16 protein-coding genes are annotated in these 22,889 nt (G+C 69.5%); 4 read left to right on the forward strand and 12 right to left on the reverse strand.

Features of this window, described 5'->3' with window-relative positions; genetic code table 11:
* Both VF794_RS30680 and VF794_RS30685 read right to left on the reverse strand, forming a co-directional pair.
* A partial coding sequence (locus VF794_RS30680; protein ID WP_331116574.1) for an FHA domain-containing protein occupies positions 1 to 253 on the reverse strand: 253 nt, incomplete at its 3' end.
* Between the two features lie 33 nt (positions 254 to 286).
* On the reverse strand, positions 287 to 3,031 hold the full coding sequence (locus tag VF794_RS30685; protein WP_414640988.1) for a protein kinase domain-containing protein: 2,745 nt from the start codon (positions 3,029 to 3,031) through the stop codon (positions 287 to 289).
* A gap of 84 nt (positions 3,032 to 3,115) precedes the next feature.
* Here VF794_RS30685 and VF794_RS30690 point away from each other — a divergent pair, with 84 nt between their 5' ends.
* A complete protein-coding gene (locus VF794_RS30690) occupies positions 3,116 to 4,078 on the forward strand; it encodes a papain-like cysteine protease family protein (RefSeq protein ID WP_331116575.1) in 963 nt (320 codons plus the stop codon).
* On the opposite strand, the gene VF794_RS30695 is transcribed toward VF794_RS30690, so the two are convergent.
* The 4 genes from VF794_RS30695 to VF794_RS30710 form a co-directional block, all read right to left on the reverse strand.
* Positions 4,075 to 5,400, reverse strand: a complete 1,326-nt coding sequence (locus tag VF794_RS30695; RefSeq protein ID WP_331116577.1) for an MFS transporter — start codon at positions 5,398 to 5,400, stop codon at positions 4,075 to 4,077. The genes VF794_RS30690 and VF794_RS30695 overlap by 4 nt on opposite strands.
* Positions 5,401 to 5,457: 57 nt before the next feature.
* Positions 5,458 to 5,862 carry a DUF2721 domain-containing protein gene (locus VF794_RS30700; protein ID WP_331116579.1) on the reverse strand — a complete coding sequence of 135 codons (405 nt, stop codon included), beginning with the start codon at positions 5,860 to 5,862 and terminating at the stop codon, positions 5,458 to 5,460.
* A 39-nt stretch (positions 5,863 to 5,901) separates the two neighbouring features.
* Positions 5,902 to 8,097, reverse strand: a complete 2,196-nt coding sequence (locus tag VF794_RS30705) for a sensor histidine kinase (RefSeq protein ID WP_331116581.1) — start codon at positions 8,095 to 8,097, stop codon at positions 5,902 to 5,904.
* A 225-nt stretch (positions 8,098 to 8,322) separates the two neighbouring features.
* On the reverse strand, positions 8,323 to 10,710 hold the full coding sequence (locus VF794_RS30710; RefSeq protein ID WP_331116583.1) for a glutamine--tRNA ligase/YqeY domain fusion protein: 2,388 nt from the start codon (positions 10,708 to 10,710) through the stop codon (positions 8,323 to 8,325).
* A 164-nt stretch (positions 10,711 to 10,874) separates the two neighbouring features.
* Between VF794_RS30710 and VF794_RS30715 the strand changes: the two genes are divergently transcribed.
* Entirely contained in the window at positions 10,875 to 11,417 is a 543-nt protein-coding gene (locus tag VF794_RS30715; RefSeq protein WP_331116585.1) for a GNAT family N-acetyltransferase, read from the forward strand.
* Between the two features lie 18 nt (positions 11,418 to 11,435).
* On the opposite strand, the gene VF794_RS30720 is transcribed toward VF794_RS30715, so the two are convergent.
* Together VF794_RS30720 and VF794_RS30725 are read right to left on the reverse strand one after the other, a co-directional pair.
* Positions 11,436 to 12,611, reverse strand: coding sequence for an ATP-binding protein (locus VF794_RS30720; protein WP_331116589.1), 1,176 nt, complete (start codon positions 12,609 to 12,611; stop codon positions 11,436 to 11,438).
* Between the two features lie 8 nt (positions 12,612 to 12,619).
* Complete coding sequence (locus VF794_RS30725) at positions 12,620 to 14,473, reverse strand: sensor histidine kinase (protein ID WP_331116591.1); 1,854 nt, start codon at positions 14,471 to 14,473, stop codon at positions 12,620 to 12,622.
* A 131-nt stretch (positions 14,474 to 14,604) separates the two neighbouring features.
* Between VF794_RS30725 and gstA the strand changes: the two genes are divergently transcribed.
* Positions 14,605 to 15,213, forward strand: coding sequence for a glutathione transferase GstA (gene gstA, locus VF794_RS30730; RefSeq protein ID WP_331116593.1), 609 nt, complete (start codon positions 14,605 to 14,607; stop codon positions 15,211 to 15,213).
* A gap of 90 nt (positions 15,214 to 15,303) precedes the next feature.
* On the opposite strand, the gene VF794_RS30735 is transcribed toward gstA, so the two are convergent.
* A complete protein-coding gene (locus VF794_RS30735) occupies positions 15,304 to 15,894 on the reverse strand; it encodes a dihydrofolate reductase family protein (RefSeq protein ID WP_331116595.1) in 591 nt (196 codons plus the stop codon).
* A 189-nt stretch (positions 15,895 to 16,083) separates the two neighbouring features.
* Between VF794_RS30735 and VF794_RS30740 the strand changes: the two genes are divergently transcribed.
* Entirely contained in the window at positions 16,084 to 18,720 is a 2,637-nt protein-coding gene (locus VF794_RS30740; RefSeq protein WP_331116597.1) for a DEAD/DEAH box helicase, read from the forward strand.
* A 17-nt stretch (positions 18,721 to 18,737) separates the two neighbouring features.
* On the opposite strand, the gene VF794_RS30745 is transcribed toward VF794_RS30740, so the two are convergent.
* From VF794_RS30745 to VF794_RS30755, 3 genes are all read right to left on the reverse strand, one after another.
* Positions 18,738 to 20,045 (reverse strand): hypothetical protein, encoded by a 1,308-nt coding sequence (locus VF794_RS30745; RefSeq protein ID WP_331116599.1) that lies wholly within the window; start codon positions 20,043 to 20,045, stop codon positions 18,738 to 18,740.
* Positions 20,046 to 20,190: 145 nt separating this feature from the next.
* Positions 20,191 to 21,987, reverse strand: a complete 1,797-nt coding sequence (locus tag VF794_RS30750; RefSeq protein ID WP_331116601.1) for a YndJ family transporter — start codon at positions 21,985 to 21,987, stop codon at positions 20,191 to 20,193.
* Positions 21,988 to 21,996: 9 nt separating this feature from the next.
* Positions 21,997 to 22,410 (reverse strand): VOC family protein, encoded by a 414-nt coding sequence (locus VF794_RS30755; RefSeq protein ID WP_331116603.1) that lies wholly within the window; start codon positions 22,408 to 22,410, stop codon positions 21,997 to 21,999.
* Positions 22,411 to 22,889 lie beyond the last annotated feature (479 nt).

The following is a 22,889-nucleotide window of genomic DNA, read 5'->3' on the forward strand; positions in this document are numbered from 1 at the left end:
CGCGCCCCTCGCGCACCTCCAGCTTCAGGTGCTGGCGGGAGATCGTCTTGTCACTCAGGACGATATGGCACGAGGGGGCCTTGCCCACCACGTACTCACCCTGCTCGAGCACGAGGCCGCGCCCGGCTTCCGCACCCGACAGCACCAGGAGCTTCAACCGCACCTGACCGGCGCCTGCACGGTGCAGGGTCGCCGTCGGCTCCGAATTCTCACCTTCGTCGTGCGACTCCGCCACGGGGTGGGACGCTACCACGGGACGGGGGCTCCCCCACGCCCCGTCTCGCGCTCACCGGCGCTTGGGACGGCGGGAGGGACGCGCGGGACGACGCTCGGGCTCCTTGGGAAGGGACTCCAGCCAGGAGTCCACCTCGGACACGCGCGGCGCCAGCCCGGCCTGGGTGAAACGCTCCCGGGCCCGGGCCGCTTCTCCACGCGCCTCCGGTTGCTGGCCGGACACCCAGAGCGCACGCGCCAGGGCGAAGCCCGACTCCGCCAGCACGTCGGCCGGTGCCGAGGCGAAGGAGACCGCCTGCCGCAGCGGCTCGAGGGACTCGCGCGCCCGCCCCAACCCCAGCAGGGCCTGGCCCACGCCGTCATATGAGTATTGGAGCTGCTCGTCCTCGGCGGGCAGCGCCTTGCGCTTGGCGGCGAGCGCCTCCTCATAGATCCGCAGTGCCTCCTCATACCGCGCGAGGCCCAGCAGGCACATGCCCACCTCGTCCAGCACCTCCGCGACCTGCGGGCTGCCCTTGCCAAAGGTGGCCTCGCGGATGTGGACCGCCGCGCGCGCATGCTCCAGCGCTCGCGCATGGTCCTTCTTCTCCCGCAGGGTCCAGGAGAGCACGAGGTGGCGCCGCGCCATGTCCGGGTGCAGCGCGCCCACCGACGCCTCCGTCTGCTTCAGCGACTCCTCCAGCAGCGCCAGCGCCCGCGTGTGCTCGCCCAGGCTCAGCATCACCCGCCCCAGCAGGAAGGTGGTGCGTGCCCGCTTCGGGTGGCCCGGTGGCAGCACCCGCTCCTGAAGCGCCCGAGCCCGATCCAGCAAGGAGCGCGCGTCCGCGAAGCGCTGCTGGGACACGGCCAGGTTGGCCCGGTTCACCAGCACGTCGCTCTCCAGCACCGGCTCGCCGCCGAGCCGCTTCAGCGTGGCCTCCGCCAGCCCGCCCCACCCCGCCGCCTGCGCGAAGTGCTCCTGCCCATCCTCCACGAAGAGCAGTTTGTTGAGGATGGAGACCTTCAATCGGTCCGCCCTCCCCGCCTCCGCGTCGTAGACGGCCTGGGACAGCAGTTGCGTCGCCTCGGCGGACTGGCCGAGCTGCTCCTGGAGCCAGCCCAGGTGGAAGCGCAGCTCGGCCACCAGCGGCAGGTGACCGGTGGCCAGCACCGGCGCCTCCAGCCCGCGTGCCTTCTCCTGTGCCACCTTGTAGCGACCGGCGTCCACCAGGGCCTTCACCTCGGCGAGCCCTCCCTCCAGCCGTGCGATGTCGGCGCGCCTGGACGGATCCGAGGGCAGCCGCTGCTGCTCGGAGAGCGACTCCACGTCCGCGCACTCCTCCAAGGAGGGCAGCGAGTGCGCCGCGTCCAGCGCCTTCTCCACCACGGCCCCGTCCGCCTCGGTCAGCAGCCCCACCAGCGCCCGCATATCCTCGCGCCGCCGCTCCAGGCACACCACGCGCCGCGACAGCAGCTCCTCGGGCTGCACGCCGTGCACGCGCGTGGCCTCACAGGCCTCGGTGTGCTGCCGGGTCCACCCGGCCGCGTACCCTTCCAGCACCTCGGCGACACGCGAGGCCGTCTCCCGCGCGATGGGCCGTCCGGTGGCCAGGAAGGCCGTCTCCAGCTTCTGCCGCGCCGCCGGCTCCCACACCCCGGCCATGAGCGACCCGGCACCGGCGCACACCTGGGACTGCCGGTACACCGTCCCCCCCACCACCGCCAGCCCCACGCCCACCGCGCACGCCGCCGACACCCACCGCCGCCGCTTCGCCAGCCGCCGCTCCTGCGACAGCGCCTCCAGCAGTTCCTTCATGGAGGGGAAGCGCGCCCCGGGCTCCAGCGCCAGCCCGCGCATCAGCACCTGCCGCACCCACGCGGGCACCTTCGTGTCCCGAGGCGGTTCCTGGATGAGGTCCGCGGGGAGCGCGTCCCGCTTCGGAAGGTCCTCCGTCTCCAGGGGCTCGGTCCGGTCCGTGGGGGCCGGCCTGCGCCTCGAGGCCGCGAAGGACCGCATGCGCGAGGACTCGAAGGCACGCTGGCGGTAGAGTGCCCAGTACAGCGACACACAGAAGCTGAACTGGTCCGAGCGCGCATCCAGCTCCGTCCCCTGGTACTGCTCTGGAGACATGTAGTTGGGCGTACCCATCACCAGGCCCTTCTGGGTGAGGGTGGTCTCCAGCATCCGACGCTCGGGCGGCAGCAGCTCCTGGACCTCCTCGGGCAGGGGCTCGTCCTGCCCGGGCACCCCGACCTGGCGGGCCAGCCCGAAGTCGGTGACGTAGACGCGGCCGCCCCGGCCCAGCAGGACGTTGGCGGGCTTGAAGTCCCGGTGCACCAGCCCCGCCTCGTGCGCCGCCAGCAGCCCCCGCCCGGCGGCCAGGAAGCGCTCCAGCACCTCGCGCCAGGGACGATCCTCCTCCAACCAGGCGCTCAAGGTGCCCCCGTCCGCCAGCTCCATGGCGAGGAACACCTGATCGCCCCATACCCCCACATCGAAGATGGGGATGACGTGGGGGTGGGACACCCGGGCCATGGCCTGCGCCTCGCGCAGCAGCCGCGCCCGAGCCTCCTCCGAGGCCGTCTGCCCGTCCGGCTGGAGCAGCTTGAGGGCCACCTTGCGGTCCAGATCGGGGTCATAGGCGGCGTACACCACGCCCATGCCGCCCTGCCCCAGCCGCTTGAGCAGGAGGTAGCGCCCCACCTGGGAGACCGGCGGCATGTCCTCGGGCTCCATCCCGCGTCCGGAACGGCCCGTGTTCGGCGCGCGCTCACGCCCGCTCTTGTCCCTGCTGCCCCGGCCCTTTGCCTCGCTCATGGCGGGGCATCTTCGCAAAAAAATCACGCGATACGTAAATGTGAGCAACTTCTCGCGGCTCCCACCGATACTGGAGGTATGAGCGTGAACCCGTTCTCCAAGGCGAGTGGAATCTCCACCCAGTGGCAGACGGCCGTCGCGAAGGCCACGGTCCAGGCGCGAGCGTCCGCCCAGACCCCGCCGGCCGCGGCCAACACGACCCGCGCCCCCTCCACGGACGGCTTTCAAGAGGCCACCAAGGCCCTGACGACGTGGGTGTCGAAGTTCGCTGCGGAGGCCACTTCCCTCGCCTCGCGCAACCCCGCCCTCAAGAAGGACGTGGCCAACCTGGTCAACGACCAGCGCGACCTCCTGGCCAGCCTCAAGAACGTGGCCAACCAGGTCAACGAGCACCGCAACCTCCTGGCCAACGACCAGATCGAAAAGGGTGGGTGGAAGACCTACACCCCCGTACTCCAGCAGACCTCGGACATCAACTGTGGCCCGGCGGCGGCGGCGATGCTGGCGCGCGCCAAGGGAGGCAAGGAGGGGGTCTCGGACGCGGAGCTGATGAACGATCTGGGCTCTCGCTACGCCACGCAGGAGGGCACCACGCCGCAGCAGCTCACCCAGATGCTGGCGCACGAGGGCATCGCGGTGAAGCAGGGCACGGCCGAGCTCGACAAGGGGGCGCTGGACGGGACGCTGACGACGGGCGGCAAGGCCGTGGCCATGGTGGACTCCAACAAGATCGTCCCCGGGGGTGAGGCGAAGCCGGCCGGCAAGGCGCACTGGGTGCTCATCGACGGCATGGACGACAAGGGCCGTTACATGGTGAAGGATCCGGGCAACGCCTCCAGCTACTTCGTGGATCCCAACACCCTGGCCAACGCCGTGAACTCCGGGCGGGAGAAGCACCAGGCGGGCGGCATGCTCCTGGTGGAGAACGCGCGCACCCCGGCGCCCGCGACGGTGCTGGCCGAGGAGGGCACGAAGAAGGCCGAGGTGCTGGGCAACAAGCCGGGCACCGGGTCCAACACGACGCGCTTCGGTCGCGAGTCCTCCTAGGAGGTGCTCACCGCGGCGAACCGTGAGCGGCCCGCGCTCAGCAGATAGAGCGCGACCACGAGCCCCACCCCGCACACCGCCGCCACGTAATGGGCGGGCGCCAGCGGGTTGCCCTTCATCATCAGGGTGACCACCAGCGGGGTGAGGCCACCGAAGATGGCGTAGGCCACGTTGTACGAGAACGAGAGCCCCGAGAAGCGCACGGCGGCGGGGAAGGCGCGCACCATCACCGTGGGCACCACGCCCACCACGCCGACGCAGAACCCCGTGAGCGCGTACAGCGCGACGAGGTTGTCCGGCGCTTGCGCCACGCCCCGATAGAGCAGGTACGTCGTCACCAGCAGGGCCGAGCAGCCGAGGACGAGCATCCGTCCGACGCCAAAGCGATCCGTGGCCAGACCGAAGACGATACAGCCGAGGGTGAGGCACAGCGTGGCCACGCTGTTGGCCTCCAGGGCGTGGGCCGGCGAGATGCCGTGGAGCTTCTGCACCAGGGTGGGCGTCATCAAGATGACCACCACGATGGCGGCGGTGAGCACCCAGGTGAGCAGCATCGACACCACCACCGCGGTGCCATGGCCGCGCAGCACGGCCTTGAGCGGCAGCTCCCGCACCAGGGCCTTGCGCTGGCGCATCTCCTCGAACACCGGCGTCTCGGCCAGCCAGCGACGCAGGAACACGGCGAAGAAGCCGAACACACCTCCGACGATGAAGGGCACGCGCCAGCCGAAGGCCAGCACCTGCTCCGGGGTGTAGATCTTGTTGATCGCCGTCGCCACCAGGGACCCCAGCAGGATGCCGAGCGTGAGTCCGGAGGTGAGCGTGCCGCAGGCGAAGCCGACGCGGTGCTCCGGGACGTGCTCGGAGACGAACACCCAGGCACCGGGCACCTCTCCCCCCACCGCCGCGCCCTGCACCATGCGCAGCAGCAGCAGGGCCAGCGGCGCCGCGTAGCCCGCCGTGGCGTAGGTGGGCAGCATGCCGATGAGCAGCGTCGGCACCGCCATCATGAACACGCTCAGAGCGAACATGCGCTTGCGGCCGCTGCGGTCGCCGAAGTGCGCCATCACGATGCCCCCCAGGGGGCGCGCGAGGTAGCCGGCCGCGAACAGACCGAAGGCCTGCAACTGGCGCAGCCACTCCGGGGTGTCGGGCGGGAAGAAGAGCTGCCCGATCACCACGGTGAAGAACACGAAGATGATGAAGTCGTAGAACTCCAGCGCACCGCCCAGCGCCGCCAGGGCGAGCGTCCTGGCGTCCTGGCGGGTGAGCGGGCGCTGTGCGGGCGGCTGCTGGGCTTCGAGCGTCGCGGGGGTCGACATGGGCGGGATGAGAGCGTGACCGACCCGGGCCGGGCAAGGGCCTGGTGGCGTGTCACCTCACTTCCCCGCCTTTTCCTCCCCCAGGTCCCCGAGTTGAATCTGGAGCGCCCGGATGGAGATCTGGATCTCCCGGATGGAGAGGGCCAGCGAAGCGAGCATCAGCAGCAGACTGCCGCCAAAGACATACTTCCCGGCCTGCACCATGCCCGCGAAGAGCAGGAGCATGCAGGCCACGCAGAGGAACAGACTGGAGACCCCCAGGAACTGCATGTCGCGGATGAGCCGGACCCGGAGCTTCAGGTTTTCAATCTGAGGCAACAGCAACGGATCCGGCTTCTCCTGGTACTGGGCGTACATGCTGCGGATCAGCGCGGCGATGGCCAGGAAGCGGTTGGTGAAGGCCAACAGCAGCAGCGAGATCGTAGGAAAGAGGAGTCCGGGAGTGGTGAGCGTCAGTTCCATTCTTGGCCGGCGGGAGCTTCGCGCCCGGCCAGCATGGCGTCACGCACTTTTCGTCTCCAGCACCGGGACGTAGGGCATCTCCAGCGTGAACGTGGCGCCGTGCCCGGGCCCGTCGCTGTGGACGTGCAAGGAGCCACCCAGCTCCTGGGCCGCCAGGGCGCTGGAGTGCAGACCGAAGCCGTGCCCCTCCTCGCGCGTGGTGAAGCCATACTGGAAGATGCGGGTGAGCATCTCCGGCGCGATGCCCATGCCGTTGTCGTGGATTTCGATGCGGATGCGGTCGGGCCCCGGCTGCTCCAGCTTCACCGTCAGGAGCCGCTCGGCGGGTACCACCCCATCCATGGCGTATTTGGCATTGCTGACCAGGTTGACGAGGATCATCAGCGTCTTGTGCTTGTCGGTCAGCACGGACGGCAGGGAGACCAGTTGCTTGTGCACCTTCACCTGATGGCGGACGAGCCCGGCCGAGTTGATGCGCAAGGCATCCTCCACCAGCTCCCCCAGGGAGACGGGCTCGTGCAGGCGGGGCGTCCGGGCGTAGTTCTGCTGCACCTTGACGATGTCTCCGATGTGCTCGGTGTAGCGGCCCACGTCGTCGAGCAGTACGGAGATCTCCTGGCGCTCCTCGAGCAGGTGCTGTCCCAGCTTGTTCAGGAAGGGCAACACGTTCCGCCCGCGCTCGTCCTGGGAGAGGAAGGTGGTGAGCTCCTTCTGGCGCTCCTCGAGCATGTTGGCCACCCGGCCCACGTGCTCCAGGCGCATGCCGGTCATCCGCTCCTTGGCGACCTGGGCCGAGGTGTAGACGCTGTTGAGCACGTTGCCCACGTTGTGCAGCACGTTGGTGGCGATCTCCGCCATGCCCGCCCGCCGGGCCGTCTGCACCAGCTGGAGGTGGATCTCCTTGAGCTCGCGGGTGCGCTCCTCGACCCGATGCTCCAACCCCTCATTGGCCTGTCTCAGGGCCTCCTCGCGCCGCTGGACCTCGTCGGCCATGAGCTGGAAGCTGCGGGCCAGTTGACCCAGCTCGTCCTGGCGCGAGGTGTCCAGCCCCACCTTGAAGTCACCGGTCGCCACCTTGTCGGTGGCCTGGGTCAAGGACAACAGCGGGTGGGAGATCTGCTGTCGGAGCACCCAGTACATGATGCCCAGTTCCAGCAGCAGCGACAGCACGCCGAGCAGCAGCACGTAGCGCGCCGCGAGGAAGGCGGGCTGGGACACCACGCTCTCGGGCAACACCGTGACGAAATACCAGCCGGTGCCCCGCAGCCGGGTCACGGCGATGTACTCGTCGGACTCCGGAAGCTCCAGGACGGCCTGCTCGGAGCCGTGGCGCTTCACCCACTCGAAGAGGCTCCGCAGGTGGGCGACCTCCTCCTGTGAGCCGAGACGCCTGGCCGCCACCTCGGGCTGCTCGGCGGCCTTCAGGATGTTGTAGGCGCCCGCGGTGCCGTCCTGCTTCAACCCAGGATGGGCGATGAGCTGGCCATCTTCACGGAAGAGCACGTTGTAGGCACCGGGCAGGTGGTCGTTGATGGTGCGGGTCATCAACTCGTTGAGGTGGACATCGTGGCTGACCGTCGCCACATGGCGACCGTCCAGGTCCAGCGGCGTGGAGACCGAGGTCATCCAGATCTTCGAGACCGTGTCCTCGAAGATGCCGGTCCAGGCGGTCTGCCTTTGCGGGTTGTTCTCCGGTCGGCTGATGACGAAGTACTCCTCGGCGGGGAGCGCGAAGCCGGGCTCGATGTCGTGGACCCAGGTGGGGAACTCCGGCCAATACTCCACGATCGCCCCCTCCGGCATGACCACGTAGGTCGACTGGAAACGGACATGGAAGGCGGGTCCGTATTGGGCGACCACGTCGTATGTGGCCAGGATCCGGGTGCGGAACTCGGTATCGATGACCACGTTCGGGGCAATGTAGACGCCCACCATCTTCGTGCCGTCGAAGCCTTCGGGGCGGTTGCGGACCGTGCCATCGGGAAGCCGCACGAACAGGCGGTCGAAACGGGAACTCACGTCCTCTTGCGCGAGGGTCCGGATCCTCTCCTCCAGGGCCTTGTTGAAGAGGGCATGGTTGTCCTCCGCCAACACGAAGGTGGTCTGCTCGCGTTGGCTGCGCTCCGAGACATGCTGCCCCAGCTGCGCGAGGGCCTCGGTGCGCAGGGTGTGCAGGATGTGCAGGTAGCTGAAGAGGGTGGAGAGGGAGATGATGACCCCGATGCGTACGCCCATCTTGAGGAGCGTCGATCGGGCCAGGGAAGCTCGGGGGCTGGAAGATGGCGTCATGGTGACTGTCTGAGCCCAAAGGGACACAGCGCCAGTCACGGGAATTCCCAGAGGGAGCGTGCAAGGGATTGCATGCCCGCCAGCCTCACGGGAATTTTGTCCAATCTTTGTATAGAGAGCGCGCTCTTTTTTTGTCGAATCCCTCTAGGGAGCGCGCCTCTCCACGGCTTGCTACCCGAGCATCTCATTCAGGAGACGCGCGACGGTCTTCGCGTCCGCCTGGCCATTCGTGGCGCGCATGACGAGCCCGGTGAAGAACCCGGACAGGCCCTTCTTCCCGCCCCGGTACTCCGCGACCTTCGCGGGGTTGGCGTCCAGCACGCCCTGGATGGCGGCGCGGAGCTGCCCCTCGTCGTTGACGACGCGCAGGCCCTTGCGCTCCACGATGCTCGCGGGCGCCTCTCCGGACGTCTGGGCCTCCGCGAGCACGTCCTTGGCGATGCGGGCGCTGATGCCGCCCTCCGTGAGCAGCGCGACGAGCGCCGCGAGCTCCTTCACGCCCACGCGGTTCGAGCCCTCGCGGATGGCCGTGGCGAGATCGTTCACCACCCACGGCGCGAGGTCCGCGAGCCGCGCATCACCCGCGCTCTCCAGGTAGGCGGCGAGCTGCGGTTCACGGGCGAGCATGTGCGCGTCGTTCTCGCTGACGCCCCGCTTGAGCAGACGCTCGAATACGGGCTCCTGCTCCTTCGTGAGCGCCTGACGGACGACGGGGGCCGCCACCTCGGTCTTCTTCTCCGGCTTGGGCTTGCGCTCCGCCTTGGGCTCCGCGCTGTCCGCCTTGCGGTCCCAGGTGTCCTTGAGGGTGATGATGCGGTTGAACACGAGCGCGGTGTCGCGGCTGTCCACCGGGTCCCGCCAGAAGTACCCGGCGCGCTCGAACTGGTAGCGGGCGCTGGACGGATCCCGCGCCACGCTCGGCTCCACCAGCCCTTGCGTCACCACCAGGCTCTGCGGGTTCACGAACCGCATGAAGTCCGTGTTGAGCGGCTGCGTGTCGTCCTCGTGGCCCGTCTGCTCCGGGTCGAACTGCTGCGCCTCGCTGTCGGGCTCCGCCACCGTGAAGAGCCGGTCGAACAGGCGGAACTCGGCCTTCACGCCGCGGGTGGCGCTCACCCAGTGGATGACGCCGCTCGCCTTGGCCTCCTCGCCGAGCAGCGTGACGCGCAGCTCGGTCGGCTCGCCGTTGTCCCCCATGAGGACTTCGTCGCAGCGGATGATGCCCGCGCCGCGCAGACGCACCATGCCGCCCGGCGTGAGCCGCTTGAAGCCCTTGGGCGGGTCGGCGCTGAAGTCGTCGCGCTCGATGACGAGCTCGCGCGTGAGGGGAACCTCTCGCACCGCCTGCTCGGCCGGCACGCGCTCCCCATTCGGGAGCAGCACCCGTCCATCGGCGCTGCCGCCCTCTTGCGGCCAGTACGGGAGGCTCAGCATGCGCTCCGCGTCCAGGTTCTGGATGACGACCTTCAGCGGGCGCGTCACGGCCATCACGCGGGGCGCGCGGGTGTTCAGGTCATCGCGGACGGCGTTCTCGAAGATGGCGAGGTCCACGGTGCGGTTGGTGCGACTCACGCCGATCTGCGCCGCGAAGGCCCGCACCGACTCGGGCGTCACACCGCGCCGACGCATCGCGCTGATGGTCGGCATGCGCGGGTCGTCCCAGCCCTTCACCACGCCCTCGCGCACGAGGCGGCGCAGCTTGCGCTTGCTGACGACGGTGTACTCCATGCTGCGCCGCCCGAACTCGTACTGGCGCGGCGGCGTCACGCCGGTCTTCTGGGCGGGGAACAGATTGTCCATCAGCCAGTCATAGATGGCGCGGTTGTCCACGAACTCCAGGCTGCACATGCTGTGCGTGATGCCCTCGAGGGCGTCACTGATCGGATGCGCGAAGTCGTACATCGGGTAGACGCACCACGTGTTCCCGGTCCGGTAGTGCGACGCGTGCAGGATGCGGTAGAGCACCGGGTCGCGCAGCTTGAAGTTCGGGCTGGCCAGGTCGATCTTCGCGCGCAGGGCATGCTGGCCGTTCTGGAACTCGCCGGCGCGCATGCGGCGGAACAGGTCCAGGTTCTCCTCGACGCTCCGGTCGCGGTAGGGGCTGGGCGTGCCCGGCTGGTCCACGGTGCCGCGCAGGCGGGCCATCTCCTCGCCGCTGACGCTCTCCACGTACGCGAGCCCCTTGCGGATGAGCTCCACCGCGAACCCGTAGAGCTGCTCGTAGTAGTCCGAGGCGTAGAACAGGCGCGAGGTGTCCCAGCCGATCCACTGCATGTCGCGGATGATGCTGTCGGCGTACTCCTGCGTCTCCCCCTCGGGGTTGGTGTCGTCCATGCGCAGGTGGCAGACGCCGCGGTAGTCCTGGGCGGTCATGAAGTCCAGGTAGCTGGCGAAGGCGTGCCCGAGGTGCGCGTACCCGTTGGGCTCCGGCGGAAAGCGCGTGACGACGCGCGTGTGGCGGCCCGACTGGAGGTCCGCGTCGACCACGTCCGTGATGAAATTCGGCGTCAAGCGGCGCGCCTCGGGGGCGGGAATCAGGTCAGCTGGCGGCTTGCTCATTCGGCCATACTAATGCCCCCAACCGCCTTCCGAGCGAGAGAGAAAAACAGCTTGAGAGTCGCGGGGGTGCAGCCCCCCCTGCCCGGCCAGCCCGCGGACCGACCGGGGAGGCAGGGGGTAGGCTAGATTGAGACCCGGACCCCTTCCCCCCTTGGAGACTGAACGTGATCGCGCCTGGACCGACCCTCGAAACCGCGCGGCTCATCCTGCGCCCCACGTCGCTGGAAGACCTGGAGGGCTTCGCGACCCTCATCGGCGACCCGGAGTCCGCGCGCTTCCTGGGCGGAGTGCAGCCGCGCTCGGTGGCGTGGCGGGCCATGGCCGCCATGGCGGGCTCGTGGGCACTCCAGGGCTTCTCCATGTTCTCCGTGATCGAAAAGGCGACGGGCCGCTGGGTGGGACGGGTTGGCCCCTGGAGGCCAGAGGGCTGGCCGGGGCCGGAGGTCGGCTGGGGCCTGCTGCGCGAGTGCTGGGGACGCGGCTACGCCACCGAGGCAGCGGCGGCGACCATCGACTGGGCTTTCGACCACCTCGGCTGGACCGAGGTCATCCACTCCATCGCTCCGGACAACACGCCGTCCCAACAGGTCGCCCTCCGTCTGGGTTCGCGCCTGCTGGGCCCCGGGAAGCTGCCGCCGCCCTATGACAACACTCCCATAGAACTCTGGGGCCAGGACCGCGACACCTGGCGGTCCAGGCGCCCATGACCCCCATGGCGGCGGGCTTCACCGCCGCGGCAGGGTGCAGGCGAACGTCGTGGCTTCTTCCGTCGACCGCACCTGGACGCCACCGCCGTGGGAGCGGGCGATCTGCTCGACGATGAAGAGGCCCAGCCCCAACCCCTTCGGGTGCTGGTCCGACACGCCGCGGAAGAAAGGATGGAAGAGCCGGGGAAGGAGGTCGGCGGTGATGGGCCTTCCCTTGTTCGTGACGCTGAGCACCACCTGCGACGCGTCGCCGCGAACCGCGACCGTGACCGGCTCGGACGGGTCGCCGTGGACCAGCGCGTTGGCGAGGAGGTTGGAGAGCAACTGCGCGAGACGCTGCCGATCGCCCCGCAGCGTGCCGCATCCATCCTCGGTGAAGTGGATCGTCCGCGAGGGATGCATCGTCCGCAGCTCCTCCACGACGTGCTCCAGCGCACGCCCCAGGTCGCTCACTTCGCGCGCGTCCACGGGGATGCCGCCCCCCAGCCGGCCACGCGCGAAGTCCATGACGTCGTCCAGGAGGCGCGCGATGCGGCGGCCGCTCTCCTGCATGCGGCGGACGACCTTCTCCTCGGAAGCCGCGAGCGTCCTCTGGCCCAGCATGTCCGCGCCCATCACGAGAGAGGACAGGGGGTTGCGGAGGTCATGTCCCAGGACGGCGATGAACTGCTCTCGGAGCTCCGCCGTGCGCTGCTCGTCCAGCAGGGCCGCCCGCGTCCGCGCCTGCTGCTCCTCCGCCTCCAGTTGCAGCGCGATGAGGTCGGCGAACAGCTTCACCATCCCCAGCGTCTTCGCCTCGGCGAGCCTCGCGGGTTCGGAGTCCAGGGCACACACGTTTCCGAAGTACTCCCCATTCTTCCGGAAGATGGGAACCGCGATGTAGCTCTCGAAGCGATAGAGCTTCGGCGTGCGGTGCTCGCGGTACTTCGGATCCACGCTCGCGTGCTCGATGATGATGGGCTGGTGTGAGTCGCGCACCTCGCTGCACAGCGTGGTGGCCACCTCCAGGTGGTCTCCCACGGAGAGGCCAAAGCTCATCACGTCGTGCACGGCACAGGCGGTCCAGGAGTCCTTCGTGACGCGTGCCACCAGGGACAGCCGGAGACCCGTCGTCTCGGTGATGACCTTGAGGATGGTTGGCACCGCCTCCAGGCTCGAAATGAGCGCCACGTCCCTGTCCACGACTGAAGTCATGACACCCTTCACCTTGAACCATCCTTGGGGGCATGCAGCGGGAGCGCCACGGTGAAGCAGGAGCCACGGCCCGGCTCGCTCTCCACGCGGATACAGCCACCGTGCGCCCGAGCCGCTGCCTGCGCGATGTACAACCCCAACCCGAAGCCCCCGTAATGGCGCGTGGAGCTGGCGCGCTCGTAACGGCCGAATACACGCTCCAGGTCCTCGGGCTGGATGCCGATGCCCTCGTCACGCACGGAGATCAGCACCTCCTGGGCCGCGGCCTCCACGCACACCGTCACGGGCTTGCCGCCTCCGTACTTGATGGCATTGAGCACCAGGTGGGTGAGCAACTGTTTGAGCTCGCGACGGTTGAAGAATCCCGTGGCGACCGCGCCCCCCTCCAGGCGGAGGTCCGCGCCGGGAGACACGCCACGCACGCCCTCGAGCAGCTCGCGGGTGAAGGCCCCCACCTCGAGCGGCTCCCGCTCCAGCGCGAGCTGGCCGGACTCGATGCGTGAGATGTCGAGCACCGCCTCACTGAGCCGCCCCAGGCGGCGCACCTGTTGGGTGGCGCGCTGCAGGCTCGTGGCGAGCAGGCCGCTCACCCCGGCGGAGGAGGCCTGCCTCCCCATCGAGGAGAGCTGCAGCGAGAGCGCGGTGAGGGGGGTGCGCAGCTCGTGCGCGGCGACCGTGAGGAAGTCCTCGCGCACCACGAGCGCCTGGCGCAGCTCCGCCTCACGCGCCTTGAGCGCGTGCAGCAGCGCCTGGAGGGACGCGGAGAGCGCGCCAATCTCATCGGGGCGCTCCCCGTGCGGCAGCCGCAGGTCGTACTGCCCCGCGCGCAGCCGCTCGGCCACCTCCGCGATGTCCGCCAGCGGTCGCGTCAAGCGCCCGGCGAGGGCCCAGCCCGTCAGCGCCAGCAGCAGGCCCGCCAGCAACCCCAACCCGGTCAACCGCACGCGCGCGGCGACAGCCGGCTGGAAGGCCGTTCCGGCCGGCTGGAGCACCAGCACCGTCCAGCTCAGCACGGGCGTGGCATCGGTGGCGCGCAGGGGAGCAACGCCGGTGAGGTAGGCCTGGCCGTCCTCCCACGTCGCCACCGTCCAGCCGCCGTCCCGCACCTGCCGCTCCAGCCCCGCGGGCAGGACCGTCTGGCGGAAGGCCTCCACGCCCGTGGGCGGCTCGCTCAGCAGCGCCCCATCGCGCCGCAGCAGCCGCACCTCGAGTTCCTGCCCCTCCTCGTCCATCAGCGCCCGCTTGAGCGCGCGGCCCCAGTCCCAGGTGAGGTGCGCCGCCATCACCCCTCGGAAGGTGCCGTCCGCCGCATGCACCGGCACGGCCAGGTCCAGCAGGCGCAGGGGTCCCTCCGAGCTCTTCAGCAGCGGGGCGAGCCGCACCGCCTCGTGTGCGTCGCCCACGTAGACGCCCCGGCGGCCCTCGCGGAAGGCGGGGCGCTCGGAGACCTGGGCCCCCACCAGCATGCCTCCAGTGCTGTAGCGCACCACGCCCGAAGCGTCGATGAAGCCCACCCAGGCGAAGTCCGGGGCGACCCGCCGCAGCTCCTCGAGCACGGCGCGCCTTGCCTCGAGCCTCTCGGGAAGCAGTCCCTGGCGCTCCAGCTCGGCGAGCACCCGCACCTGCTCCAGGCGCGCGCTCAGCCGCGCCTGCGTCTTCTCGGCGAGCACCCGCGCCAGGGTGGCCAGCCCCTCGCCCACGCGCGCATCCACGTCCTGCTCGGCCAGGCGCCCCGCCGCCGCCCCCAGGCCCGTGACGGCCACGCCAGCGAAGAGGCACACCAGCAACCCCACACGGGTGCGCAGGCTGAAAGCCACGGAGCGCCTGGCGTCCGACGGGGGGGCCGTTGGGAGGGAAGACACGGCGGGAGGGTACCTTCAGCCCACCCATAAGGCCACAGCCCAACACCCGGCGTGCGGCCTTCGTGCACAGAGAGACATCCGCTTGTATATAGCGGCCTCCACCCCCCTACCCCTTCCGTTGGAGGCTACCGATGAAGCTCTATTACACCCCTGGCGCTTGCTCGATGAACCCGCACATCATGCTGCGCGAGGCGGGCCTGAAGTTCGATCTCGTGAAGGTCGACCTGGGCACGCACAAGACCCCGGAGGGGAAGGACTTCTACAGCATCAACCCGAAGGGCTATGTGCCGGCGCTGGAGCTCGATAACGGCCAGATCCTCACCGAGAACCCCGCCATCGCGCAGTACATCGCCGACCAGAAGCCGGAGGCGAAGCTCGCGCCCGCCAACGGGACGCTGGAGCGCTACCGCCTCCAGGAGTGGCTGGGCTTCATCGGCACCGAACTCCACAAGACCTTCGGCCCGCTCTGGAACCCCAGCGCTTCCGAGGCGGAGAAGAAGGCCACCCACGACAAGCTCACCAAGCGCTTCGAGTTCATCGCCAAGAACCTCGAGGGCAAGCAGTACCTCATGGGTGATCAGTTCACCGCGCCGGACGCCTACGTGTTCGTGATGCTCCAGTGGGCCCAGTACCACAAGGTGGATCTGAGCAAGTACGCCGGCCTCAAGACCTACCACGAGCGGATCGCCGCCCGGCCCGCGGTCAAGGCCGCGATCGAGGCCGAGTTCGGCAAGCAGTAGGCGGTCCAGTCGTACCGGGAGGCCTGTCCATCGGGCCTCCCGCCTCCGCGTCACTTCGCTGGCGACGATCATGTATCGCCAGCTTCGCCCTCAGCGCTTGACGGCGTAGTGCAGGAGCACGAGCCCGGTCCGGTACGTCTTGGTCGAGAGCAGCTCGAGATCGACCTGCCGGGGAAGCCTCGGGGCGACTCCCTTGCCCGAGCCGATCAGCACCGGGTTCAGCTTGATGAGGACCTCGTCGATGAGGCCCGCGTCGAAGAGGGCCCCCGCCAGGGTCCCGCCGCCGCACAGGTAGATATCCTTGGCGACACTGAGCTGGGCTGCCCGCACGATGCGGCTCATGTCGGTCCGCGCGCCGGGGCGCGTCTTGAGTTCCCGCACGAACCCGATGGGATCCTCCCGGACGAGGTGCACGCGCGGGTTGGGGCTCTCCTTCAGGGTGCGCGAAACGACATAGGTCTCCAAGGAGGGATAGGGGTCCGTCATCCCCACCTTCAGCCCGGGCTCGTAGGTGCCGCGGCCCATCACCACCGTGTCGTACGCCGAGGCCAGGGTGTCGAAGTAGTCCAGGATCGGCGGGAGGTCCGCGGGGAAGAAGTCGACGGTGTCGTCCTCGCGAGCGATGAATCCGTCCAGCGACGTGGCCACGTGGTACTTGAGCTTGCGCATCTGGGATTGCATGAGGAGCTCCGGTGGTGATGACCGCGAGCGAAAAACCTACCTCGGGTTCACCCGAGGGCCACGGGTTCATCGAGACCTCGTACCCTGGTTCGTGGTTCTCTCCCCTTCCCTGCTCAGTCGTTGACGGGAGGCCCGCCCACGAAGGTTCTTGCCCTTCCACGTGGGCCTCCATCGTGCGTGAGTCTCCGCGTGCGCACGCCGACCGACCGCTCCCTGCCGCCCGACCATGAGGCCTTCGTCTCCGCCGAGCCACCGACGGGGCGTGTCATCGTCATCGCCCCCACGCGCGCGGCCTGCGAGACCATCGAGCTCGCCCTCGGGCTGCGCCTGGAGACCTACCTCGAGAAGCACCACGGGCCGCGGGTGCGCGAGCTGGCGCGCGGCGGGAAGGGCTTCGGCATCGTGGCGGGTACCGGTACCGGCAAGACGCTCGCCATCCGGCTCATCGCCGAGGAGCTGGTGGGCGGGGGCGGTGAGACCCCGCTCAAGGTCGGCGTGGTGAACCGCGAGCGCGAGGCGACACCCGACACGCCCACCTGGAACGTCATCATCGTGACGACCGGCATCGCCCGGCGCTGGTTCCAGAACGGCGACATCCTGCCGCACGACACGCTCCTCATCGACGAGATCCACCAGACGTCGGCGGAGCTGGAGCTGTGCCTCGCGCTCGGCAAGCACGTGGGCTGTCGCTTCATCTGGCTGTCCGCCACCGTCGACCCGGCGCTCTACGCGCGCTACCTGAAGAGCGCCGACGTGCTCGAGGTCCAGGCGTTCGATCCCCAGAAGGTGGCCACGGTCGTGGTGGAGAACAGGGTGCCGCTCGCGTTCCTCGACGAGGCCTTCCTCCGCGCCATGGAGAAGGAGCAACGCGGGGTGGGCCTCTTCCTCCCCACGAGGGCCGCGGTCGAGCAGGCGGCCCTGCACGTCCGCACCCGCTGGCCGAGCATCCACGCGGCGCACTACCACGGCGGTGAGCCGATCCGCGCCATCCGCCCCTTCCTCGAGGGGACGGAGCCCCGGCCCTACCTCCTCGCCATGACCGCCGCGGGACAGAGCGCGCTCAACGTGCCCGGGCTCGATACCATCGTCATCGACGACACGCGCTTCGCCAATCTCGTCGAGCGCGGGCGCAACGTGCTCACGCGCGTCCCCCTCGGGAACAACGAATTGCTCCAGATGGCCGGGCGCGTGCATGGCCGCGTGGAGGGCGGGCGCGTCTTCATCCTGAGCAACCGCGACATCGACTTCTTCGCGCTTCGCCCGACGGAGCCCGAGTTCCAGCTCGCCGGCGACCCGGAGCGCGTGGCGCTCACCGCCGCCGCCCTGGGCGTGCGGGCCGATGCGTTGGACCTCCCCGTGCCAGTCGACCGCATCGCCTACCGCCGCGTGTTCCAGCGACTGCGGGAGCGCAACATCATCGACGCGCGGGGACGGCTCTCGGAGTACGGGCGCGCGGTCGAGGCGCTCCCGGTGGATCGGGCGTGGGCGGAGCTGATCGTCAATGGCGAGGACGCGCTGTTCCCCTTCCTCGCCGTGTGCAGCGCCCTCGAGTCGCTCCACCGCATGACGCGCGAGGAGCGCGACCTGGAGGGGGTGCTGGTCGCCGGGAGCGACCACCTCACCGCCTACAACCTCTACGCCGAGGCGTACCAGGAGGCGGGCTTCATCGGCGAGGTGTATGGGCTGCCGCGCCACCTGTTCCATGCGGAGAAGCTGGAGCGCTGGGCCGAGCGGCGCGGCGTGCTGGTGAAGACCCTCGAGGACGCGGCGCTGGTGATGGCGAGTGTCTACCGGAGCGTGGGTGTCAGCCTGCCCGCGCGCCTGCCGTTCGCGGGAGACCGTGTGCACCGCCGCTTCGCCGACCTGCTCGCGCGCTTCATGCCCTTCGACCTCGTCATCGACGAGCAGACGGCGTGGGGCGAGGAAGCTCGCGTCTCGAAGACGAGCGTGTGTGGGAACTGGGGCGCGGTGGCGGGGACGCTCCGCTACTTCGCCGACCGTTCCGGCACTCCCCATGCGGCCATCGAGGGCACGCACATCCCGCTCGACGTGCTGACGAAGTACGCGCGGCGCACCGAGGCCGAGCTCGCCTACGACACGTGGCACATGTCGCTCGTGCTCGACTGGCGCATGGAGTACGCCGGCTTCGAGTTGGAGCGAGAGGTCGAGGTGCTCCCCGCCTGGGGGCCGGAGCTGGCCGACCGCGCACGACGCGCGCTCGCCGAGGCACTGGCGTGCGGTGAGGCACGGCACCCGGCGGTGCGCCGCAACCAGCCGGGAATCGACGAGGTGCGCGAGCTGTGGCGCCGTTCGGGCGGACGTACGGCGAAGCTCGGGGTGCCGGAGCTGACCGCCCTCTACGAGGCCCAGCTCGAGGGAGTCACCACGATGGACGAGTTCCACGCGCGTCCGCTGGTGCTCGACCTGGACGCGCTGGTGCCGCCCGAGGTGCGCGAGGAACTCCTGTCGTTGCCGAGCGTGGTGAGCATCCGCGACCTCGAGGTGGACCTGGGCTACGAGGTGGAGCAGGACGAGGCGGGCCACCCAGTGAGTGTGGTGCGGCTCAACCTGCCGGAGAAGCTCGCGCGCACGCTCGTGGAGGAGGAGCTTCCGTTGTTTGATCGGCCGGTGCGATTCGTGGTGGGCCGCGGCCGGCGCGGCGCCGTGCGTGCCGACACGCTGCTCGAGTTGCAGGAGCAGCTCGATCAGCCGTGGATGCCCGACGAGCTCGAAGCGGCGCGCGATGTCCGCCCCAGAGGCCAGAGCGGGCGCCCGGCGGTGGGGTCATCACGAGGCTCCGGCAAACCCCGACGCCCGAAGCGCTGACGGCACGTCGTGAGCCCTCAGGGCGCGAGCTTCAGCAGGAAGGCCTCGGTCCTGCCGCCCGGCCGCTGCTCGAGCACCTGCGAGCCAAAGCTGACCTGCCCACTGAACGCGCCCGTGACCATGATCTCCCGGCTGGGAAGGGTGGCGAGTGCGTGTCCCCGCACCTCTCCCACGCATCCCGCGGGCGCGAAGTGGCGCTGCCACAGGAACGCTCCAGCGGCATCAACCTTCGCGAGCATGAGGCCGGACCCGCCGCAGGCCCCGGGACTCTCGGCCATCACCACCACCGCACCCGCGGCATCCACCGCCATCCGCGTGGCACTGGTCGCGCCCACCTGCCCGCCCACGGGGCGTGCCCACAGCTCGGCGCCATTCGCCTCGAGCGCCAGGAGGGAGAGCCCATTCGAGGAGGCGCGGGCCCCCGCCCACTGGAACTGACCATTGAAGGAGCCGAGCGCCAGAATCGTGCCCGCCGGAGTGACCTGGACGGCCGAGATGTACCCGAAGACCTCGGGGAACGGCCGCACCCACACCACGCGCCCGTCCGCCGCCATCCGGAACAGCACGGGGACCACCTGCCCGGACCACGAGCGCCCCTCGAGCCGCATCTCGCCATTCGAGGTGCCCCCGAAGACGGCGCCGCCGTCGTTCAGCCGGACCATCGTGTGCAGGTCGATGTTGCCGCGGCCGCCCACCATTTCCACCGTGCTCTGGTGGGCCCGGAACGCGCCCGCTCCGTCATACCGGGTGATGTCGTAGTCCCCCAGGAGCCACAGGCCGTCATCCGCTCCCCGCGAGAGCGAGCGGAGGTATCCCTGGCGCATCGCCCAGTGGCACGAGCCATCGGCGGACAGCCGCGCGACGACCGAGGAGAGGGAGGCACTCGTCGCGTCGATGGGCCCGCAGCCCAGGTTGGCGGCCGAGGTCACCTCCGCCATGACGTAGTAGCCGTCGGGGGTGCGCGCGAGCCTCCCCTTCGATGCCCCCGGCGCACTCATGCCCTTCGCCTCCAGGAGCGTCCCGGAGGGGTCATAGCGCGCCAGCACGAGGTCGCCCCCCACGGACTGGCCGTCGAAGCCCGACGGGTCATCGTCCGCGGCCAGCAAGGCGAGGCTCCCATCCGGAGCGGCCTCGACATCGAGCCCCCTGACCGCGCCGAGCGGCCTGGCCCACAGGGTGTTACCGGGTCGAACTGTCTCGGGAGGGGCTTCGCCGGGCGGCGGCTCCGTGTCCATCGGAGGAGGTGCTTCCGGTCCGCCGCACGCCGCGACCAGCGCGAGCCAGACCAGTGTCCCCGCGATGCCTACACGCGATTGTCCCCTCATTGGCTCGCTCCCCTGCTCTGGTAGCTGGCAAGCCCAGCTCTGGACGAAAGTGGGTCGCTCCCGTTGGACTGCCAACCCATACGCCGGAGCAACCGTGAAGCGCTGAACACGGCCCCCTCTATGGAACCCTCGAGGCCCCTGCTTTCTACCCCGGGCCGGCCTCGCCGACGCGCTCGATGAAGTAGTGCAGTTCCAGGTACTTCCTTCCGAAGAACCACATCTCGTGCCGGGCTCGCAGCACCACCGCCGGGTCGTCGCAGGGGGGCTCCGTGCGCGGCGTGCCCTCGGCGCTCCAGACCCAGATGGTCTCATTGAGGGGCAGCCGCAGCGGGAGCACCGGGTTGGCCAGGTACACGCCCTGGTCCCCACCCGGTGCCTCCTCCAGCGCGCAGGAGGTGAGTCGCAGCCCCGTGCCTCCCGGCACGTCATGGTCCAGCCGCAGGATGCTGGTCATGTTGGAGAAGGGCAGCGGGAACGCGATGTTCATGTACCGCATCGCGCCGGCCACGTGGCTGGAGTAGGCGGCCACGTAGATGGGGCTCCCATCGCTCTCGTAGGTGCGGATCCACCCGCGCACGCGCTCGCGCCCGTCCGCCCCGTCATCCACGGCGACGATGGAACCCTTCACCCCGTGACGCTGGAGGCGCACGTCGCTCGGGAGGACGAGCTGCTGCACCCGCCGCGCGAACCACCCCCATAGCCGGCCGCCGAGCCGGAAGCCCGGCTTCCAGTCCGGGACGACCCACAACGTGTAGCCCTCGGTGTGCTCATAGAAACGCCGGACCTCCGGGGCCACCTGGAGCGGGTCGAAGTCGGGACGTGCGTACTCGGAGAAGTCGTCCACGAGGCCCGTGGGTTGGCGTCCATCCGGCGGCGCGAGGCGCTCGAAGAAGCGCGGGCCCGTCCGACCACGGGAACTCAGCCGGCTGAACACCACGCCCGCCACGTTCGCGCGCGAGACGGGGTGCAGGAGGCGCAGACCGAGCAGCCCGAGCCCCACGAAGCCCACCGCGTTCAGCGTGCCGTGGAAGCGGAGCATGGTGGGCAGCGCCACGAGACTCGGACGGAAGAGGCCCCAGAGGCCGGCGAGCGTGGTGGACCCGAGCAGTGCGAGAGCCGCCCCCACCAGCAGCCAGCGGCCCAGGCCCCCGGAGTCCACCCGCGCGGCCCCCACGAGCAGGAGCCCCGCCAGCAGGGGCAGCAGGAGCACGTAGAGCGCCACGCCGAGAACCTCGAGGGCACGGTGGCCGGCGAGACCCGCGGCGAGCAGGGGAAACGCCCCCATCAACCCCACGGCGACGGCTGGATGGAGTCGCCAGGCGCGAGGGGCCGACGTCCGGTGGGACCAGAGGATCCGGCCGAGCAGCCCGACAATGAGCAGACAACCGAAGCCGGCGAAGTGGAAGTGGATGGCGGTGAGCAGCACCCACAACCCCTGGAACCCGAGGAGTGGGAAGTCCCCCAACCAGGTGAGCATCCAGACAGCACCACCCAGGAGGAACAGCAGGGCCACGTCGATGGCCAACTCCTCCACGAGGAACGTGCTGCGCCCGGCCAGCCGCACGAGTCCGTGCAGCGCGGCGCAGACCGTGAAGAGCAGATAGGGAAGGCCCAGAGCGACCCGGGCCTGCCAGGGTAGCGCCAGGGCGAATGCCGGCACGAGCCCCAGGGCCCCGACGGGATGGAGGATGGCGACCAGGGTGGACAGCCGGGAGGTACGCCCGGAGCGATCGGGAACGAAGGTGAGCGGAAGGCCCAGCGGGACGAGCACGAGGGGTGCCAGCAGGAAGAGCAGCTCGGCCAGGAGGAACTCGTGGAGTCCTCCCGTGGCCCACCTCCACGCCAGCAGGGAGACCCAGAGCCCGAATCCGAGCACGGGCACTCCCACGGTGTGCGCGTGGCTCGCGACCCTCCCCTGCCCGGCTGCCGACACGCGCGTCATGGAACGCACTTACTGGGCGGCCTTGGGGTCCATCCACATCACTTCCCAGTGGTGGCCGTCGAGGTCATAGAAACTCCAGCCGTACATGAAGCCGTGATCCTGCACATCCATGGCGTGCTTGCCACCGCCGGCGATGGCCTTCTTGACCAGCTCGTCCACTTCGGCCCTGCTGTCGCACGACAGCGCGAACAGTCCTTCGGTCTGCCTGCTCGTATCGCACGGCTCGCGTTTGGTGAACGTCTTGAAGAAGGGCTCGCTGAGGAGCATGACGAACGCCTCCTCGCTGATGATCATGCAGGCCGCCTTGCTGTCCGTGAACTTTGGATTGAACGCGAAGCCGAGATTCGAGAAGAACTCCATCGACTTCTTCAGGTCACGCACAGCCAGGTTGATGAAGATCTTCCGGGAACGAGTCGTTGCCATCTTTCTCTCCTTGAAGTGGATTGCTACTCCATTGGCTCCGCGAGCGGCTTGAAATCATCGGTCATGCCGCTCGCCGCCTCACGTTATTTCGTAGCTCGGATCGGCTCACTTCCTCGCCACGGGGCCCCCGAGCTCGCGAATCCAGCGCACGACTCCCGCCCCATCCTCGGCTTCCATCACGGGGACATGCAGGGACTCGGTGTGCCCATCGAGGGGTAGAGGAGAGGCGATAAGAGGGGCGGTGCAGCCCTCCATGGAGGCTACCACCCCTCCGTGGGGTACGATTCCCGCCGGACCCGGCCACCCGAAGGGTCTCCCCCCCACAGAGAGAGCCGACACATGCCTCCCGTTCGTTTCGCAGGAGCTGGCGCCTTCGTCCCTTCCCGAGCCATCAGCAATGAACGCATCGCCAAGGCCTTCCCGGGCTGGCCGGCCGAGCGCATCGAGGAGCGGACGGGCATCCGCGAGCGACGCTACCT

It is taken from the genome of Archangium sp. (assembly GCF_036389735.1).
Taxonomy (GTDB): Bacteria; Myxococcota; Myxococcia; order Myxococcales; family Myxococcaceae; genus Archangium.

Excerpts from the sequence above, each read along its gene's own strand:
- VF794_RS30685 (WP_414640988.1), bottom strand. The coding sequence starts at position 3,031 with ATGAGCGAGGCAAAGGGCCGGGGCAGCAGGGACAAGAGCGGGCGTGAG.
- VF794_RS30695 (WP_331116577.1), bottom strand. The coding sequence starts at position 5,400 with ATGTCGACCCCCGCGACGCTCGAAGCCCAGCAGCCGCCCGCACAGCGC.
- VF794_RS30700 (WP_331116579.1), bottom strand. The coding sequence starts at position 5,862 with ATGGAACTGACGCTCACCACTCCCGGACTCCTCTTTCCTACGATCTCG.
- VF794_RS30705 (WP_331116581.1), bottom strand. The coding sequence starts at position 8,097 with ATGGGCGTACGCATCGGGGTCATCATCTCCCTCTCCACCCTCTTCAGC.
- VF794_RS30710 (WP_331116583.1), bottom strand. The coding sequence starts at position 10,710 with ATGAGCAAGCCGCCAGCTGACCTGATTCCCGCCCCCGAGGCGCGCCGC.
- VF794_RS30720 (WP_331116589.1), bottom strand. The coding sequence starts at position 12,611 with ATGACTTCAGTCGTGGACAGGGACGTGGCGCTCATTTCGAGCCTGGAG.
- gstA (WP_331116593.1), top strand. The coding sequence starts at position 14,605 with ATGAAGCTCTATTACACCCCTGGCGCTTGCTCGATGAACCCGCACATC.
- VF794_RS30735 (WP_331116595.1), bottom strand. The coding sequence starts at position 15,894 with ATGCAATCCCAGATGCGCAAGCTCAAGTACCACGTGGCCACGTCGCTG.
- VF794_RS30745 (WP_331116599.1), bottom strand. The coding sequence starts at position 20,045 with ATGAGGGGACAATCGCGTGTAGGCATCGCGGGGACACTGGTCTGGCTC.
- VF794_RS30750 (WP_331116601.1), bottom strand. The coding sequence starts at position 21,987 with ATGACGCGCGTGTCGGCAGCCGGGCAGGGGAGGGTCGCGAGCCACGCG.
- VF794_RS30755 (WP_331116603.1), bottom strand. The coding sequence starts at position 22,410 with ATGGCAACGACTCGTTCCCGGAAGATCTTCATCAACCTGGCTGTGCGT.